Annotated in this window: 13 protein-coding genes; 6 read left to right on the top strand and 7 right to left on the bottom strand. The window is 72.6% G+C overall.

All coding sequences use genetic code 11. The features are described from left to right. Nucleotides 1-34 precede the first annotated feature (34 nt). On the bottom strand, nucleotides 35-1,744 hold the full coding sequence (gene treS, locus DEJ19_RS09960) for a maltose alpha-D-glucosyltransferase (protein ID WP_071403984.1): 1,710 nt from the start codon (nucleotides 1,742-1,744) through the stop codon (nucleotides 35-37). A 113-nt stretch (nucleotides 1,745-1,857) separates the two neighbouring features. Here treS and DEJ19_RS09955 point away from each other — a divergent pair, with 113 nt between their 5' ends. Both DEJ19_RS09955 and DEJ19_RS09950 read left to right on the top strand, forming a co-directional pair. Further along, entirely contained in the window at nucleotides 1,858-2,850 is a 993-nt protein-coding gene (locus DEJ19_RS09955) for an alpha/beta fold hydrolase (protein WP_258377375.1), read from the top strand. 5 nt (nucleotides 2,851-2,855) lie between these two features. Next, nucleotides 2,856-3,926, top strand: a complete 1,071-nt coding sequence (locus DEJ19_RS09950; protein ID WP_111109916.1) for a glycosyltransferase family 4 protein — start codon at nucleotides 2,856-2,858, stop codon at nucleotides 3,924-3,926. A 20-nt stretch (nucleotides 3,927-3,946) separates the two neighbouring features. Here DEJ19_RS09950 and DEJ19_RS09945 read toward each other — a convergent pair whose 3' ends face one another. The 3 genes from DEJ19_RS09945 to DEJ19_RS09935 form a co-directional block, all read right to left on the bottom strand. After that, nucleotides 3,947-4,678, bottom strand: coding sequence for a hypothetical protein (locus DEJ19_RS09945; protein WP_111232960.1), 732 nt, complete (start codon nucleotides 4,676-4,678; stop codon nucleotides 3,947-3,949). A 49-nt stretch (nucleotides 4,679-4,727) separates the two neighbouring features. Then, nucleotides 4,728-5,366, bottom strand: a complete 639-nt coding sequence (locus DEJ19_RS09940) for a histidine phosphatase family protein (RefSeq protein WP_111094284.1) — start codon at nucleotides 5,364-5,366, stop codon at nucleotides 4,728-4,730. A 107-nt stretch (nucleotides 5,367-5,473) separates the two neighbouring features. Next, the gene (locus DEJ19_RS09935; protein WP_071403987.1) at nucleotides 5,474-6,307 is read right to left on the bottom strand and encodes a Sir2 family NAD-dependent protein deacetylase; all 834 of its coding nucleotides are present in this window, start codon (nucleotides 6,305-6,307) and stop codon (nucleotides 5,474-5,476) included. Nucleotides 6,308-6,561: 254 nt separating this feature from the next. Between DEJ19_RS09935 and DEJ19_RS09930 the strand changes: the two genes are divergently transcribed. Next, a complete protein-coding gene (locus DEJ19_RS09930; protein WP_110864530.1) occupies nucleotides 6,562-7,380 on the top strand; it encodes a TrmH family RNA methyltransferase in 819 nt (272 codons plus the stop codon). On the opposite strand, the gene DEJ19_RS09925 is transcribed toward DEJ19_RS09930, so the two are convergent. The 3 genes from DEJ19_RS09925 to DEJ19_RS09915 are packed head-to-tail and all read right to left on the bottom strand — an operon-like array spanning nucleotide 7,377 to nucleotide 10,758. Continuing rightward, the gene (locus tag DEJ19_RS09925; protein WP_111232959.1) at nucleotides 7,377-8,975 is read right to left on the bottom strand and encodes an AtzH-like domain-containing protein; all 1,599 of its coding nucleotides are present in this window, start codon (nucleotides 8,973-8,975) and stop codon (nucleotides 7,377-7,379) included. The genes DEJ19_RS09930 and DEJ19_RS09925 overlap by 4 nt on opposite strands. Next, nucleotides 8,972-10,084: an acetamidase/formamidase family protein gene (locus DEJ19_RS09920; RefSeq protein ID WP_111232958.1), complete on the bottom strand. Its 1,113-nt coding sequence runs from the start codon at nucleotides 10,082-10,084 to the stop codon at nucleotides 8,972-8,974. Before DEJ19_RS09920 ends, DEJ19_RS09925 begins: the two co-directional genes overlap by 4 nt. After that, nucleotides 10,081-10,758, bottom strand: a complete 678-nt coding sequence (locus tag DEJ19_RS09915) for a FadR/GntR family transcriptional regulator (protein WP_111232957.1) — start codon at nucleotides 10,756-10,758, stop codon at nucleotides 10,081-10,083. The genes DEJ19_RS09920 and DEJ19_RS09915 overlap by 4 nt, the downstream gene beginning before the upstream one ends. 147 nt (nucleotides 10,759-10,905) lie before the next feature. Here DEJ19_RS09915 and DEJ19_RS09910 point away from each other — a divergent pair, with 147 nt between their 5' ends. Genes DEJ19_RS09910 through DEJ19_RS09900 form a run of 3 tightly spaced genes read left to right on the top strand, consistent with a single transcriptional unit; the run spans nucleotide 10,906 to nucleotide 14,108 of the window. Beyond that, nucleotides 10,906-12,225 carry an amidohydrolase family protein gene (locus DEJ19_RS09910; RefSeq protein ID WP_111232956.1) on the top strand — a complete coding sequence of 440 codons (1,320 nt, stop codon included), beginning with the start codon at nucleotides 10,906-10,908 and terminating at the stop codon, nucleotides 12,223-12,225. Continuing rightward, nucleotides 12,218-12,850, top strand: coding sequence for a DUF1097 domain-containing protein (locus tag DEJ19_RS09905; RefSeq protein ID WP_111232955.1), 633 nt, complete (start codon nucleotides 12,218-12,220; stop codon nucleotides 12,848-12,850). Before DEJ19_RS09910 ends, DEJ19_RS09905 begins: the two co-directional genes overlap by 8 nt. A gap of 25 nt (nucleotides 12,851-12,875) precedes the next feature. Then, nucleotides 12,876-14,108: a D-alanyl-D-alanine carboxypeptidase family protein gene (locus DEJ19_RS09900; RefSeq protein WP_146248641.1), complete on the top strand. Its 1,233-nt coding sequence runs from the start codon at nucleotides 12,876-12,878 to the stop codon at nucleotides 14,106-14,108. The last annotated feature ends 8 nt before the right edge of the window (nucleotides 14,109-14,116 follow it).

Below are 14,116 nucleotides of genomic sequence, written 5' to 3'. Positions count from 1 at the left end.
CGGTCAGGCTAACGGGACGCACCGACACCCCCGACTACCGGGTCGGCGCGCCGACGTGCAGCCAGTAGAACGACTGCGTGCCCATGGTGAGCGTGACGGTGCCGTCCTCGTCGAACGACGGGAACGAGCTGCCGCCGAACAGGTCGTAGAGCGGGCGCCCCGCGAACTCCGGAGCGGAGATCGTGACCGAGGTCGGGTTCGTCGCGAACGAGAACACGCACAGGACGTCCTCGGCGGAGGGGCCGAACTGCTGGCCGGAGCCCTCCCACGAGCGGACGAAGGCGAGCACCGAGTCGTTCGAGGTCTCCTGCACGTGCAGGGACCCGAGGCCGAACACCGGGTGGGCCTTGCGCGTGTGGATGACGTTCCGGACCCAGTGCAGCAGCGAGCGCGACTGGGCGAGCTGCGCCTCGACGTTCACCTGCGCGTAGTTGTACACGAGCGACTGCACGACGGGCAGGTAGAGCTTGCCCGGGTCGGCGGTGGAGAAGCCGGCGTTGCGGTCCGGCGTCCACTGCATCGGCGTGCGCGACGAGTCGCGGTCCGGCAGCCAGATGTTGTCGCCCATCCCGATCTCGTCGCCGTAGTACAGGAACGGCGAACCGGGCAGCGAGAACAGCAGCGCGTGGATGAGCTCGAGCTCGGCGCGGGAGTTGTCGAGCAGGGGAGCGAGGCGTCGGCGGATACCGATGTTCGAGCGCATCCGCGGGTCGTAGCCGTACCAGCCGTACATCGCCTGCCGGTACTCCTCGCTCACCATCTCGAGCGTGAGCTCGTCGTGGTTGCGGAGGAAGACGCCCCACGCCGCGCTGGCCGGCACGTCGAGCGTCTCGGACAAGATCGCCTTGAGCTCGGCGGCGTGCTGTGCCCGGAGCGAGTAGAAGATGCGCGGCATCACCGGGAAGTCGAACGCCATGTGGCACTCGGGCTCCTCGTCGGTGCCGAAGAACGCCGCCGTCTCGCGCGGCCACTGGTTGGCCTCGGCCAGGAGCACACGGCCGGGGTACTCGTCGTCGACCATCGCGCGGAGCTTCTTGATGAACTCGTGGGTCTCCGGCTCGCCCTCGCCGTTGCCCTCCTCCGACTCGAACAGGTACGGGATCGCGTCGAGCCGGAGCCCGTCGACGCCCATGTCGAGCCAGTGCCGGACGACGTCGTAGATCGCCTCGATGACCGCGGGGTTCTCGAAGTTCAGGTCCGGCTGGTGCGAGAAGAAGCGGTGGAAGAAGAACTGGCGTCGGACCGGGTCGAAGGTCCAGTTGGACTCCTCGGTGTCGACGAAGATGATGCGGATGTTGGAGTAGTCCTCGTCCGTGTCCCGCCAGACGTAGAAGTCGCCGTAGGGGCCGTCCGGGTCCTCGCGGGACTGCTGGAACCACTCGTGCTGGTCGCTGGTGTGGTTGATCACCATGTCGATCACGATGCGCATGTTCCGCTCGTGCGACTTCGTGACGAGCTCGCGGAAGTCGTCGAGCGTGCCGAACTCCGGCAGGATCGCCCGGTAGTCGGCGATGTCGTACCCGCCGTCGCGCATCGGCGACTGGAAGAACGGCGGCAGCCACAGGGCGTCGACGCCGAGCCACTGCAGGTAGTCGAGCTTGCCGATCACGCCCTGGATGTCGCCGATGCCGTCTCCGTTGGAGTCGACGAACGACCGGATCATGCACTCGTAGAAGACCGAGCGCTTGTACCACTGCGGGTCGAGCGTCAGGCCGGGCAGCTGGATCGGGGCTGTGAAGGTCACCGTGCTCCTCGTCGTCATCGACGGACCGGTCGACGGCCCGCCCCGGACACGATAGGCGCGAGATGCTGCGGGTGTCCGGGGTTTCGTGCGGTTCGCTCCCTAGACTGGCGCGGATGCAACCGCCCGTGCTCTCCCCGTACCAGTCGTTGATGGCCGCCACCCCGGTCGTGCACCGGGCCGTCCAGGTCGACGGCCGGACCACGCACTACTGGGTCTACGGGCCCGAGGATGCGGATCGCACCGTGCTCGCCGTGCACGGGTTCCGCGGGGACCACCACGGGCTCGAGACCATCGCCGCGCACCTCGAAGGTGTCCGTGTGATCGTGCCCGACCTGCCCGGTTTCGGCGTGTCCGATCCGCTGCCGGTGTCGGACATCGACGCGTACGTGGCCTGGCTGACCGGGTTCCACGCCGCGCTCGGGCTCGGCCGCGACACCGTGGTGCTCGGGCACTCGTTCGGGTCGATCGTGGTGTCGGCCACCGTCGCCGCCGGGCTCGACACCCGACTGCTCGTGCTCGTGAACCCCATCGCCGCCCCAGCACTGCAGGGCCCGCGTGCCGTCGGGACCGCGATCGCGATCGGGTACTACCGCGCCGGCGCGGTCCTGCCGAAGCCGATCGGGCTCGGGATCCTGCGGAACGGCGCGATCGTCCGGGCGATGAGCATCGCGATGCTGAAGTCGCACGACCCCGCCGTCCGCCGATGGGTGCACGACCAGCACGACCGGTACTTCTCGGCCTTCGCGAACCGTACGAGCGTGCTCGAGGCGTTCCGCACCTCGGTCACCCACGACGTCTCCGAGTACGCCGACCGGATCACGGTGCCCGTGCTGCTCGTGGCGGCCGAGCACGACGACATCACCGCCGTCCCCGAACAGCGCGCACTCGCCGAGCGGCTGCGTGACGCCGAGCTCGTCGTGATCCCGGGGGTCGGCCACCTGGTGCACTACGAGACGCCGGCTCCGGCCGCGGCGGCCGTGCTCCGCCGGATGGCGGACACGACCGGGCGTGCGGGACGCCATGGACGCACTGGACGCGGCGCGGCCGCGACGGACAGCCGACCGTCGGGGGCGGGGCGGGCCTCCCGGACGGCGGACGCGTCGTGACGCGCCTGCGCATCGGCATCGACTGCCGGTACGTGCGGATCGGTCGGCACGACGGCATCAGCCGGTTCACCGCCGGGGTCGTCGCGCACCTGCCGGACCGGCACGACTACGTGCTGCTCGTCAGCGACGAGCGCCAGCTCGAGTCGCTGCCGAGGGACCTGCCGTGGGAGCTGCTGCCCGCGCCGACGGACGCGGGGGAGCCGCTCGTCGCCCGGCGCGTCAACCGGCTCGGGCTCGACGCGGTGTTCTCGCCCATGCAGACGATGGGGTCACGGGGGCGCCGGTACGCGCTCGTCCTGACGCTGCACGACCTGATCTACTACCGCAACCGCACGCCCCCGCGGGAGTTCTCGTGGCCGCTGCGGCTCGGCTGGCGGGCGTTCCACCTGTCCTGGGCGCCGCAGCGGTTCCTGCTGAACGGCGCCGACGGGGTGGTGACGGTGTCCGAGACGACCGCCGGGCTGATCGCCGAGCACCGGCTGACGAAGCGACCGGTGACGGTCGCCTACAACGCGGCCGACCCGGCGACACCGCGGGTGGCCGGAGCGCCACGTGGACGCTCGCTCGTCTACATGGGCTCGTTCATGCCGTACAAGAACGTCGAGACCCTGGCGGCGGCGCTGCCGCTCCTGGGGGCGGACTGGACGCTGCACTGCATGTCGCGGGTGTCCGACGCCGACCGTGCACGGCTCGAGGCGCTGGCTCCCACGGGGACGATCGTGTTCCACGACGGCGCCACGGACGAGGAGTACCTGTCCGTGCTCCGTTCGGCCACCGCGCTGGCGACCGCGTCGTACGACGAGGGGTTCGGCATCCCGCTCGTCGAGGCGATGGGCGTCGGGACCCCGGTCGTCGTCAGCGACATCCCGATCTTCCGGGAGATCGGCGGCTCCGCGGCGGAGTACTTCGACCCGGCGTCGCCGTCCGCCCTTGCCGCGGCCGTCCGGCGGGTCGAGGAACGGTGGGACGAGGCCTCGCGGCAGTCGATTCAGCGTGCCGGTCGGTTCCGGTGGCAGGACTCGGCGGAGCAGGTCGTCCGGGCCGTCGAGCGGGCCGTGGGGGACCGGCGGGGCTGACCGCCGCGGCCACGGCGCGATCACTCCGGCGCGATGACCTGCACGTCCGCCCCGGGGAACACCTTCTGCGTCTCCTCGGTGACCCGCGACACGATCGGCGGCACCGCGGCGCCCCGACCCGGGGTCCGCACGACGATCGACTGGTCGCGTGCGGCGTCGGACGGGTCCCCGCCGCGCTCCCACGAGCAACGGACCTCCGTCACACCGCCGATGTGGTCGAGCGTGTTCGCCAGTGCCAGGCGCTTCGCCGCGACCTCGCCGGCACCGGTGACGCCGATCTCCAGGTTGCCGAGGTCGGCGACCACGACGACGCGGACACCGTTGCCACCGGACTCGTCGGCTGCGCGGCTGATGGCGGCGACCAGGTCACGCCGGGCAGCGGGGTCGAGCGCCGGGTCCGCCCGGACCGAGGCGATGGCGTCGTAGCTCGCGAACGCCGTCTTCGACGGGGCATGGTGCCGCACGTCGGTGACGCCGGGCAGCGCACGCACGCGCGTGTCGAACCGGTCGAGTGCCACGTCCGGCCGTGGGAAGACCCCGCCGATGCCGTTCTGGACGCTCCCGATGATCGACCCGAGCACCACGGCGATGACCGCGACCACCGCGAGGGTACTGCCGCCGATGATGAACCACGTGCGGGCCCGGGTGCGGGTGGGGACGCTCGCCGTCTCGGGACCGAACACCCGGTCGAGGTCGTCGGCCTGCTGGTCGAGGGCATGCTGGCCGTGTCGGCTGGTTCCGTCGTCGGACATGTGGCTCCCCTCACCCCGGTGTGCGGGTGCGTCGGAGCCTAGTCCCCGGTCAGCCCCGGCGCTCCAAGGGGTTCTGGTACTCGAACGCGGACCCTCCGGTGGTGTCGGACACGTCGTCGATCGGGTCGTCGAACCGGACGAGTTCGGCGTGGAAGCGCTCGGGGTCCCACCGGAACGAGTGGATGGACCCGTTGCGGATCGGGGTGTTGCGGCGGTCGGCCGTGCCGGGGGCTGCGGCGTTCACGACACTGCGGATCACCGCGCCGTGGGTCGCGACCACGACGACGCCGGCATCGAACCGGACCGCGATCTCACCGAGGGTCTCGGTGACGCGGGCGAGCAGCGCGGAGCGGGACTCCCGACCGGGGATGTCGTCGTGCGGGTACCGTGCCGACACCTCGTCGTCGGTCAGCCCCTCGGCTTCGCCGTAGGAGCGCTCGGCCAGGCCCGGGTACGTCGTCGGTGCGTCGAGGCCCAGGCGGTCGGCGATGATCGCGCCCGTCTCGGCCGCACGGGACAGCGGGGAGGCGACGACCGCGTCGAACGGTCGGCGGTTCAGGAGCTCGGCGGCCTCGGCGGCCTGCCGTCGTCCGGTGTCGTTGAGCGGGATGTCGGTCGAGCCCTGGATGCGGCGTTGCGCGTTCCAGTCGGTCTCGCCGTGCCGGACGAGGTACAGGAGGGTCGTCACCCGTCGATCTTCGCAGACGTACCCGGCAAGCCCGTCCGGCGGCAGCGCTCGCGCGGCCCCGTCCGAGGACCGCGACCGCGCAGGCTCGTCCGGCGACCGCGACCGCGCTAGTCGGTCGACGCCGCCGCGCTGAGCCGCTCCGCCAGGTGCACGAGCGTCTCGGTGGTACCGGCGTCGAGCTTCACGGCCGCCCGCCGGTCACTGCGGGTCTCGCCGCGGTTCACGATGACCACCGGGTTCTTGCGGCGCGCAGCGTGGTCGACCAGCCGCACGCCCGAGTTCACGGTGAGGGACGAACCGACGACGAGCAGCGCGTCGGCGTCGGCGACGATCGACACGGCCTCGCGGAACTTCTCGGCCGGCACGAACTCGCCGAAGAAGACGACGTCGGGCTTCAGGTCGCCGCCGCACACGGTGCACGCGGGCACGACGAACCGTTCGACGTCGGTGATCTCGACGTCGCCATCCGGCTGCAGCTGCACGGACCCGGGCTCGTCGATCCAGGGGTTCTCGCGGTCGATGGTGGCGGCGAGGTCGGAGCGGGAGAACACCTGCCCGCAGCGCAGGCACACGGCGCGGTCCATCGAGCCGTGGATCTCGACGACGCGGCGGGAGCCGGCGCGCAGGTGCAGGCCGTCGACGTTCTGCGTGATGACCCCGGCGACGATCCCGGCGTCCTCGAGTGCGGCGAGCGCCCGGTGTCCGTCGTTCGGCACGGCGGCCGCGAAGCTCCGCCAGCCCAGGTGCGATCCGGCCCAGTAGCGCTGGCGCTTCGCGGGGTCGGCCAGGAACTCCTGGAACGTCATCGGCTTGCGCACCACCCGCCCGGCACCGCGGTAGTCGGGGATGCCGGAGTCGGTGCTCAGGCCGGCACCGGAGAGCACGGCGATCCGCTTGCCGCCGAGCACCTCGACGACGCGGTCCAGGTCGTCCGCGGTCACCGACCCGGCGGCCGCCCCGGTGGTCGGTCCGGTCGTCGACGCAGCATCATCCAGCACCCTGTTCACGGTACCCTCAACACCCGACCGTCCCGGTCGCTTCCCAGGCGGAGCGCATCCTCGGCGGACCCGTCCGGCGGCAGCCCGGAGCAGCCCGTCGGCAGCCCGGACCCGCGCCGGCCCGGCCCGCCGGACCCGCACCGGCCCCGGCCCGCCGAACCCCCGCGCCGCCTCCGCACCACACCGAAACGAGCCCCGTGCACCCCGTCCGCATCGACTCCCTCGACGATCCCCGCCTCGACGACTTCGCCCGTCTGACCGACGTGGCACTCCGCCGGGTCTCGGAGCCCGAGGGCGGCCTGTACATCGCCGAGTCGAACACGGTCATCGAGCGCGCGGTCCGCGCCGGGCACGTGCCGCGGAGCATCCTGGTGCAGGAGAAGTGGCTCGACAGCGTCCTGCCCCTGGTCGCGGAGCACGACGGGCCAGTCTTCGTCGGCGCCGACGCCCTGCTCGAGGAGCTCACCGGCTTCCGGATGCACCGCGGTGCGATCGCCGCGATGCAGCGTCCCGAGCTGCCGAGTGTCGCCGACGTGGTGCGGGACGCGAAGGTCGTCGTCGTGCTCGAGGACATCGTCGACCACACGAACGTCGGCGCGGTGTTCCGCAGCGTCGCCGGCCTCGGCGCCGACGCGGTGCTCGTCAGCCCGCGGTGTGCCGACCCGCTGTACCGCCGGAGCGTCCGGGTGAGCATGGGCACGGTCCTGCAGGTGCCGTGGACCCGCATCGGCGACTGGCCCGCGGCGGGCGAGGAACTCCGCGCGCAGGGCTTCCACCTGGCCGCGATGGCGCTGACCGACGAGTCGATCGACCTCGACGCCTTCGTGGCGGACCTGCCCGAGAAGGTCGCGCTCGTGATGGGCACCGAGGGGCAGGGACTGACGCCGGCCGCGATCGCGTCGGCCGACACGACCGTCCGGATCCCGATGGCGCACGGCGTCGACTCGCTCAACGTGGCCGCGGCGAGCGCCGTCGGTCTGTGGGCGGTCACCCACGCCCGGCGGCTCGCCTCCTAGCGCACCACCGAGACCGTCGGGAGGCCCGGGGCGGCCTGGTCCGGCAGCATGCGCCCGGCACGGATCACCAGGGCACGGTCGGTGGCCGGCTCACCGACCAGGCAGACGCCGACGGGCGCGCCGTCCACGGTCAGCGCCGGTGCGCTCACCGCGGGCAGGCCGCCGACGCTCGCGAGCGCGGTCATCGCCGTCGTGGCGGTCCGGGTGCGCTCGAGCGCAGCGGTGTCCGCGTCGAGCAGCGGAGCGGGTCCGGGCACGGTCGGGAACAGCAGGGTCCGACCGGCGAGGGCACGGCTGATCGTCGCACGGACCTCGTCGAGGCGTGCGACGGCGTCGGCGGTCGCGTCGGGGTCGTTCGCGCGTGCCGCCCGGAACCGGTCACCGACGACGGGGCTCAGTGCGCCGGAGTGCGCGTCGATCCAGGGGCCGTGGGCGGCGAGCGCCTCGGCGGCCTGGACGAGCCGCATCTGCTCCTGCAGTGCTGCGGGGTCCGGGATGCCGAGGTCCCGCAGCCGGACGGTCGCGACGGGTTCGTCGAGTGCCTCGACGAAGGCGGTGAAGGACCGGGCGACGGCCGGTTCGACGAGTGCGACGAGTTCCTCGGGGACGACGATCACGGTCGCGTCGGGTGCCCCTGCCGTCGCGGGCGGCGGGACGGTGGCGTCGAGGGCGGCGAGCAGCACGCCGGGGCTCCGCGTGAGCCACCCGACGGTGTCGAACGACGGCGCGAGCGGGAGCAGCCCGTCGCGGGACACCGTGCCGTGGGTCGTCCGGAGGCCCCAGAGTCCCTGGTACGAGGCGGGGACCCGCACCGATCCCGCGGTGTCCGTGCCGATCCCGATCTCGGCCGTCCCGAGGCCGACGGCCGATGCGGATCCGCTGGACGAGCCTCCAGGCAGTCGGGTGGGAGCCGCGCTGTTCGGCGGCGTGCCGTGGTGCGCGTTCCGGCCCGTCAGGTTGTAGGCGAACTCGTCGGTGCGTGCGATGCCGCGGATCGAGGCGCCGGCGGCGAGGAGCGCGGCGACCGCTGCGGCGGGCGCGGTCTCGACGGGTGCCTCGCGCAGGTACGTCGGGTTGCCGGCGCCGACCGGCTGGCCGGGGACGGCGTAGAGGTCCTTGACGGCGACGGTCAGGCCGTCGAGCGGTCCGGAGGCGGTGGGGGCGACGAGCGGGTCGCCGACGGCCCGCCAGACGGTGGTGTCGACGGCCTTGGGGCGGCCGGTGACGTGGGCCGCTTCGATGCGCCAGCCGGTGTCGCCGTCGCGGCGCCAGAGCTGGGTCTGGAGGCCCTGCCCGCCCGCGGCGAACCGGGACACCGACACGACGAGGGCGCGGTCCTCGGTCAGGGGGCGGACCTCGACGTGCGTCAGCGACCGGGTCGCGACCCCACCCCGTGCCCCGCGGAACGCGCTGATCGCGTCGTGCCCGACGAGCAGGCCGCGGTCGTCGCCGCGCATCGTGCCGGGGGAGTCGACGAAGGCGGCGTCGAGGGCGTCGAGGTCGTTCGCCAGCAGGGCGGTCTCGTAGTCGCCGAGGGCCTCGAGCAGGCCTTCGGGCGCGGCGTTGGGCGCGGGCGACGCCGGGGACGTGGTCATCGGGCGGGCTCCTCGAAGTCGGCCTTGCGGATGCGGGCGTGGACCCCGGTGACCAGGTCCACCACCTGCGAGATGTTGAAGTCGGTCGCGGCCGACAGGTACGCGTACGCCAGGTGGCGTTCCATGCCCCAGCGCGCGCCGAGGATCGCGACGGCGTGCCGGACGCACTGCCGGACGGCCTCGTCGAGGTCGGGGTCCATGCCGGTGGGCACGAGGAACTCCTGCGTCTCGGCGACGGGCCAGACCAGGTCCCCGAAGCGCGCCGCGGCCTCGGCTGCCGGGGTCAGGTCGAAGCGGATCGTCGCGCGGAGCGAGGCCTCCATCGCGGTGAGTGCCACCTCGCCGTCGCCCTGGGCGAAGTGCGGGTCACCGACGTGGGCGAGCGCGCCGGGGACGAGCACCGGCAGGTGCAGCTGCGACCCGGCCTGCAGCAGGTTGACGTCGATGTTGCCGCCGTGCCGACCGGGCGGGACGGAGTGCAGCCGCTCCCCGGGGGTGGCGACGCCCATGATCCCGAGGAACGGGGCGAGGGGGAAGTGCGCGAAGCGGTCGCGGGCGGCGGTGAGCGGGATGCGCCCCCGCCGGCCCCGGTCGGTGTCGACGACGTCGGCGAAGACGCTCACCGTCGTGCCGTCGACCGGGAACTCACCGTGCAGGGCACCGCGTCCGTGCCGGTTCGACACGACGCCGTAGTGCACGCGGGGCAGGGTCTCGAGGACCGTCATCGTCAGCACGTCACCGGGACGGGCACCGCGCACCGCGATCGGCCCGGACACCACGTGCGGTCCGTCCGCCGCGGGGTCGCGGTGACCGGAGCGGGCGATCGCGACGGCGTCGGCGAGGACGTGCTCCGGAGCGACGCCGTGGTCGCCGAACCAGGCGACGGGGTCGCTGCCCTGGTCGGGCAGGATCCCCTCGTGGCTGACGGTGTCGATCGTGACCGACTCCCCGGGGCCGATCGTCAGGGCCGGGGTGTCACCGTCGCTCGGCAGCCGGCCCCAGAGGACGGTCTCCGGGTCGACGGGCAGGGCGTGGTCACCGCGGGCGGGTCCGGTGCCGGGCTGCAGGGTCGGGACCGCCGGGGCGGTGGTCTCGTGTGCGGTGGTCATCGGTCCGTCCTCCGTTCGACCAGGTGGGCCACGTCGGCGAGGTGGTCGGCCATCGCCCACGTCGCGCCCGCGACGTCGTGCTCCCGGATCCGCTCGAAGATCCGCTCGTGCCACTCGAACGACGACCGGCGCCCCTCGCTGGTGCTGTGCGAGCGGGCGCGGACGTCCTGCACCCAGCCGCTGCTGAGCTCGCACAGGGACACGAGCAGGGGGTTCCCCGAGGTCCGGGCGACCTGCACGTGGAAGGCGACGTCCTGGGCGAGCGACTCCTCCGGGCTGAGCCCCGCGTGGGTGGCGGCGAGGATGCGTTCCAGGGTGAGCAGGTCGGCCTCGCCCGCCCGCGCCGCCGCGAGTCCGGCGACCTGCGGCTCCACCACGGTCCGGAACTCGGCGACGTGCTCGGCCCGGTGGTCCAGGTCGTCGCGGTGGTGGTCGAGCAGGGCCGACGCTTCCTCCGGTCGCGGCAGCACGACGGTGCCACGACCAGGGGTCCGGGAGACCAGGCGACGGCGCTCGAGTTCCTGCAGCGCCTCGCGGATGGTCGTGCGGGACACGGCGAGGTCCTCGGCGAGGGTGCGTTCCGGCGGCAGCTTGTCGCCGGGCTGCAGGTCGTCGAGCACGAGCGTGCCGAGGTGGGCGGCGGTCGCCGCGCTCAGGGTCCGTCCACGGTGCATGCCCTCGACCGTAGGGCCGGTTGGTCTGCTTGGTTCATTGGTACGACCATCTTTTACACGGCCGTCACACGCGGCGTCGGAACCCGAAACACGGCGGGCGAATGGTGGAGCACGTCCCACCCGCACCGACCGGAAGAGGGGTTCGACGTGGACCTGGTCCTCACCAACGCACGGCTGACCGACGGCCGATCCGTCGATGTCACCATCGCCGACGGCGTGATCGTCAGCGTGGCCGACGCGCTGCCCGGTCCCGGCTCGGCGCAGGGCATCGGCACCGGCACCGTTGCTGCTCCCACCAGCGTGGTCGACTGCGCCGGGCGTGTGCTCATCCCCGGGCTCATCGAGGCGCACCTGCACGTCGACAAGGCCCTGCTCGACCGGGAACGTCCGAACCCCGACGGCACCCTCGCCGGCGCCATCGCCGTCACGGGGGAGCTCAAGCGCGGCTTCACCCACGCCACCGTCCGCGACCGCGCCCGCACCCTGCTCGACCAGGCCATCACGAACGGCACGACGCTCGTCCGCGCACACCCCGACGTCGACCCGATCGTCGGGCTCACCGGCGTCGAGGTGCTGCTCGACCTGCGCGACGAGTACCGGGACGCCCTCGACCTGCAGATCGTCGCGTTCCCCCAGGAGGGCATCGCCAAGGCACCGGGCACCCTCGCGCTGCTCCGTCAGGCGCTCGCCGCGGGGGCGGACGTCATCGGTGGCTGCACGTACAACGAGCACACCCTGGCCGCGTGCCACGAGCACGTCGAGACCGTCCTCGACCTCGCCGAGGAGTTCGGGGTGCCGGCCGACCTGCACGCCGACTTCGCCGACGACACCTCCGACCCGCGGTACGCCCTCGCCGGGCACATCGCCGACCGCGTGACCGCCCGCGGGCTGCAGGGGCGGGTGGCGCTCGGGCACGTGACCTCGGTCGCGAGCCTGCCCCGCGGCGAGCGCCGGGTGCTGTTCGATCGCCTGGCGGCCGCCGGGGTCGCCGTCGTGCCGCTGCCCGCGACCGACCTGCACCTCGGGGGACGGTCCGACGACCACGACGTGCGGCGCGGGGTCGTGCCGGTCCGCGAACTCTGGGACGCCGGGATCACGAGCGCGTACGCGTCGAACAACGTCCGGAACGCCTTCACCCCGTTCGGCAACGCCGACCTGCTCGACGTCGGGCTGCTCCTGGCGCAGACCGGGCACCTGTCCGGCCCGGACGACCTGCGACGGGTGCTCGCGATGGCCACCACGGGGGCGGCCGAGGTCGTCGGCGTCGCGGACACCCACGGCATCCGGCCCGGCGCCGCCGCCGACCTCGTGGTGCTCTCCACCACCGACCCGGACGGCGTCCTGCTCGACCGGCCGGACCGCGCCCTGGTCGTCAAGCGCGGCCGGGTCGTCGCCGAGACCACCCGGACCACCCGCCTCACCACCACCCGCACCACGAACCGATCGAAGGAACTCAGCCATGCCTGAACGGATCCCGCACGAGATCGTCGCCTCCGTCCTGGCCGGTGCCACGGCGTTCATCGGGGGCAACGCCCTGCACCTGCCGACCTGGGCGATCTTCATCAGCTGGGCGGGGATGTTCCTGCTCGGCAGCAAGCCGACGCTGCGGAACGCCACGCGCCTGTGGGCCGCGATGCCGATCGGGTCGGCGTTCGGCCTGGTCATCGTCCTGCTCGACCAGCGGTTCGGCACGCTGTTCGGCGAGGGGCAGGCGGCGCAGAACACCGTGCTGGCGCTGCTCATCCTCGTCGTGAACTGCGCCCTGATGTACACCGGTCGCACGAAGCTGTTCGGGCTCGTCCCCGGGATGTTCCTCGGGTTCGCCTCGTTCTTCGCGACGTGCTTCGGCGGCTTCGGCTTCGACCCGGGGAACGCCTGGGCCGCCTGGGCGTCGGTCGTGGTGATGAACGCGCTCGGGCCGGTGTTCGCGTACCTGTCCCGTCGCCTGACCTTCGCGCGGCCCGAGACGACGGGCTCGGCCGACTCGGCAGGTTCGGCGGACCCCGTCGTCGCGACCGACGCCGGCGGCGCAGCGACTCCGGCTCCTGCTCCGGAACGCCAGCCCGACCAGCCCGTCGCAGCCTCGGCCTAGGAGCGGACCGGTACGCTCGGGTCCCGTGTCACGAGTCGTCCGCCGCCCCCGCTCCGCCGTCCGGAGGCCGGTCACGATCTCGGTGGTCGCCGTCCTGCTCCTGGTGGCCGGGTACCTCGTCGCCGCGGCCGTCGTACCGTTCGGCCCGGCGAGCGCCAGCACCACCACGTACTCGGCACCGAAGACGACCGTCCCGGCGCTGAGCTTCCCGGGGTACGGCGCGACGGCGGTCGAAGCGACGGACTTCCCGGAGAGCCTGCGCACCAGCGGCGACACGAAGCCCCGGTCGATCGCGAGCATCACGAAGGTCGTCACGGCGCTCGTGGTGCTCGACGAGAAGCCGATGGCCGCGGGGGAGTCCGGTCCGTCCATCCGCTTCACGAAGCAGATGGAGGGCCTGTACGCCAAGTACGCGGCGCAGAACGGCGAGGTCGCCCCGATGCCCGCCGGCCTGAAGCTCACCGAGCACCAGACGTTCCAGGTGATGCTCATGAAGTCGGCGAACAACTACGCCGGCGCACTCGCCATCTGGGCCTTCGGGTCGATCGCCGCCTACGAGCACGCGGCGAACGACTGGCTCGACGAACACGGCCTGGACGACACCACGATCCACGAGCCCACCGGCCTCGACCCGGACAACACCTCGACCGCCACGGACCTGGTCGAGCTCGGGCAGCTCGCGCTGGCGAACCCGGTCGTGAAGGACATCGTCGGTACCCAGGACGTCACGATCCCGACGGTCGGGGAGATCGAGAACTCGAACAAGCTCCTCGGGCTCGACGGCATCGAGGGGATCAAGACCGGGACCCTCGACGAAGCCGGCGCCTGTCTGCTGTTCGCGGCGACGTACGAGCGCGGCGGTAGGGACGTCACCGTCGTCGGCGTGATGCTCGGCGGTGTCGACCACGACTCCCTCGACGTCGACGTGCAGCGGTTGCTGCGGTCCGTGGCGGACAACTTCCAGGTGGTGACGCTCACGCACCAGGGGCAGACCTTCGGCACCTTCTCGACCCCGTGGCAGGACGAGGCCGACGCGGTCACGACGAAGGCCGCCGAGGTGCTCGTGTGGGGCAAGACGACCGTCACCGCGAAGGCGAAGCTCGAGCAGGTGACCTTCGGCACGAAGGGTGAGCGGGTCGGGCAGGTGCGGTTCCGCATCTCCGACCACGACCCGGTCACGGTGCCGCTCGTGCTCGAACGCACGATCGACGACCCCGGCGTCTGGTGGCGCTGGACGAACCCGTTCCAGGGGGCGTGACGCCCGTC

Source organism: Curtobacterium sp. MCSS17_016 (assembly GCF_003234255.2).
GTDB lineage: Bacteria > Actinomycetota > Actinomycetes > Actinomycetales > Microbacteriaceae > Curtobacterium > Curtobacterium flaccumfaciens.
Note: the sequence above shows the minus strand (reverse complement) of the source record. Positions and strands in the feature narration are given on the sequence as shown.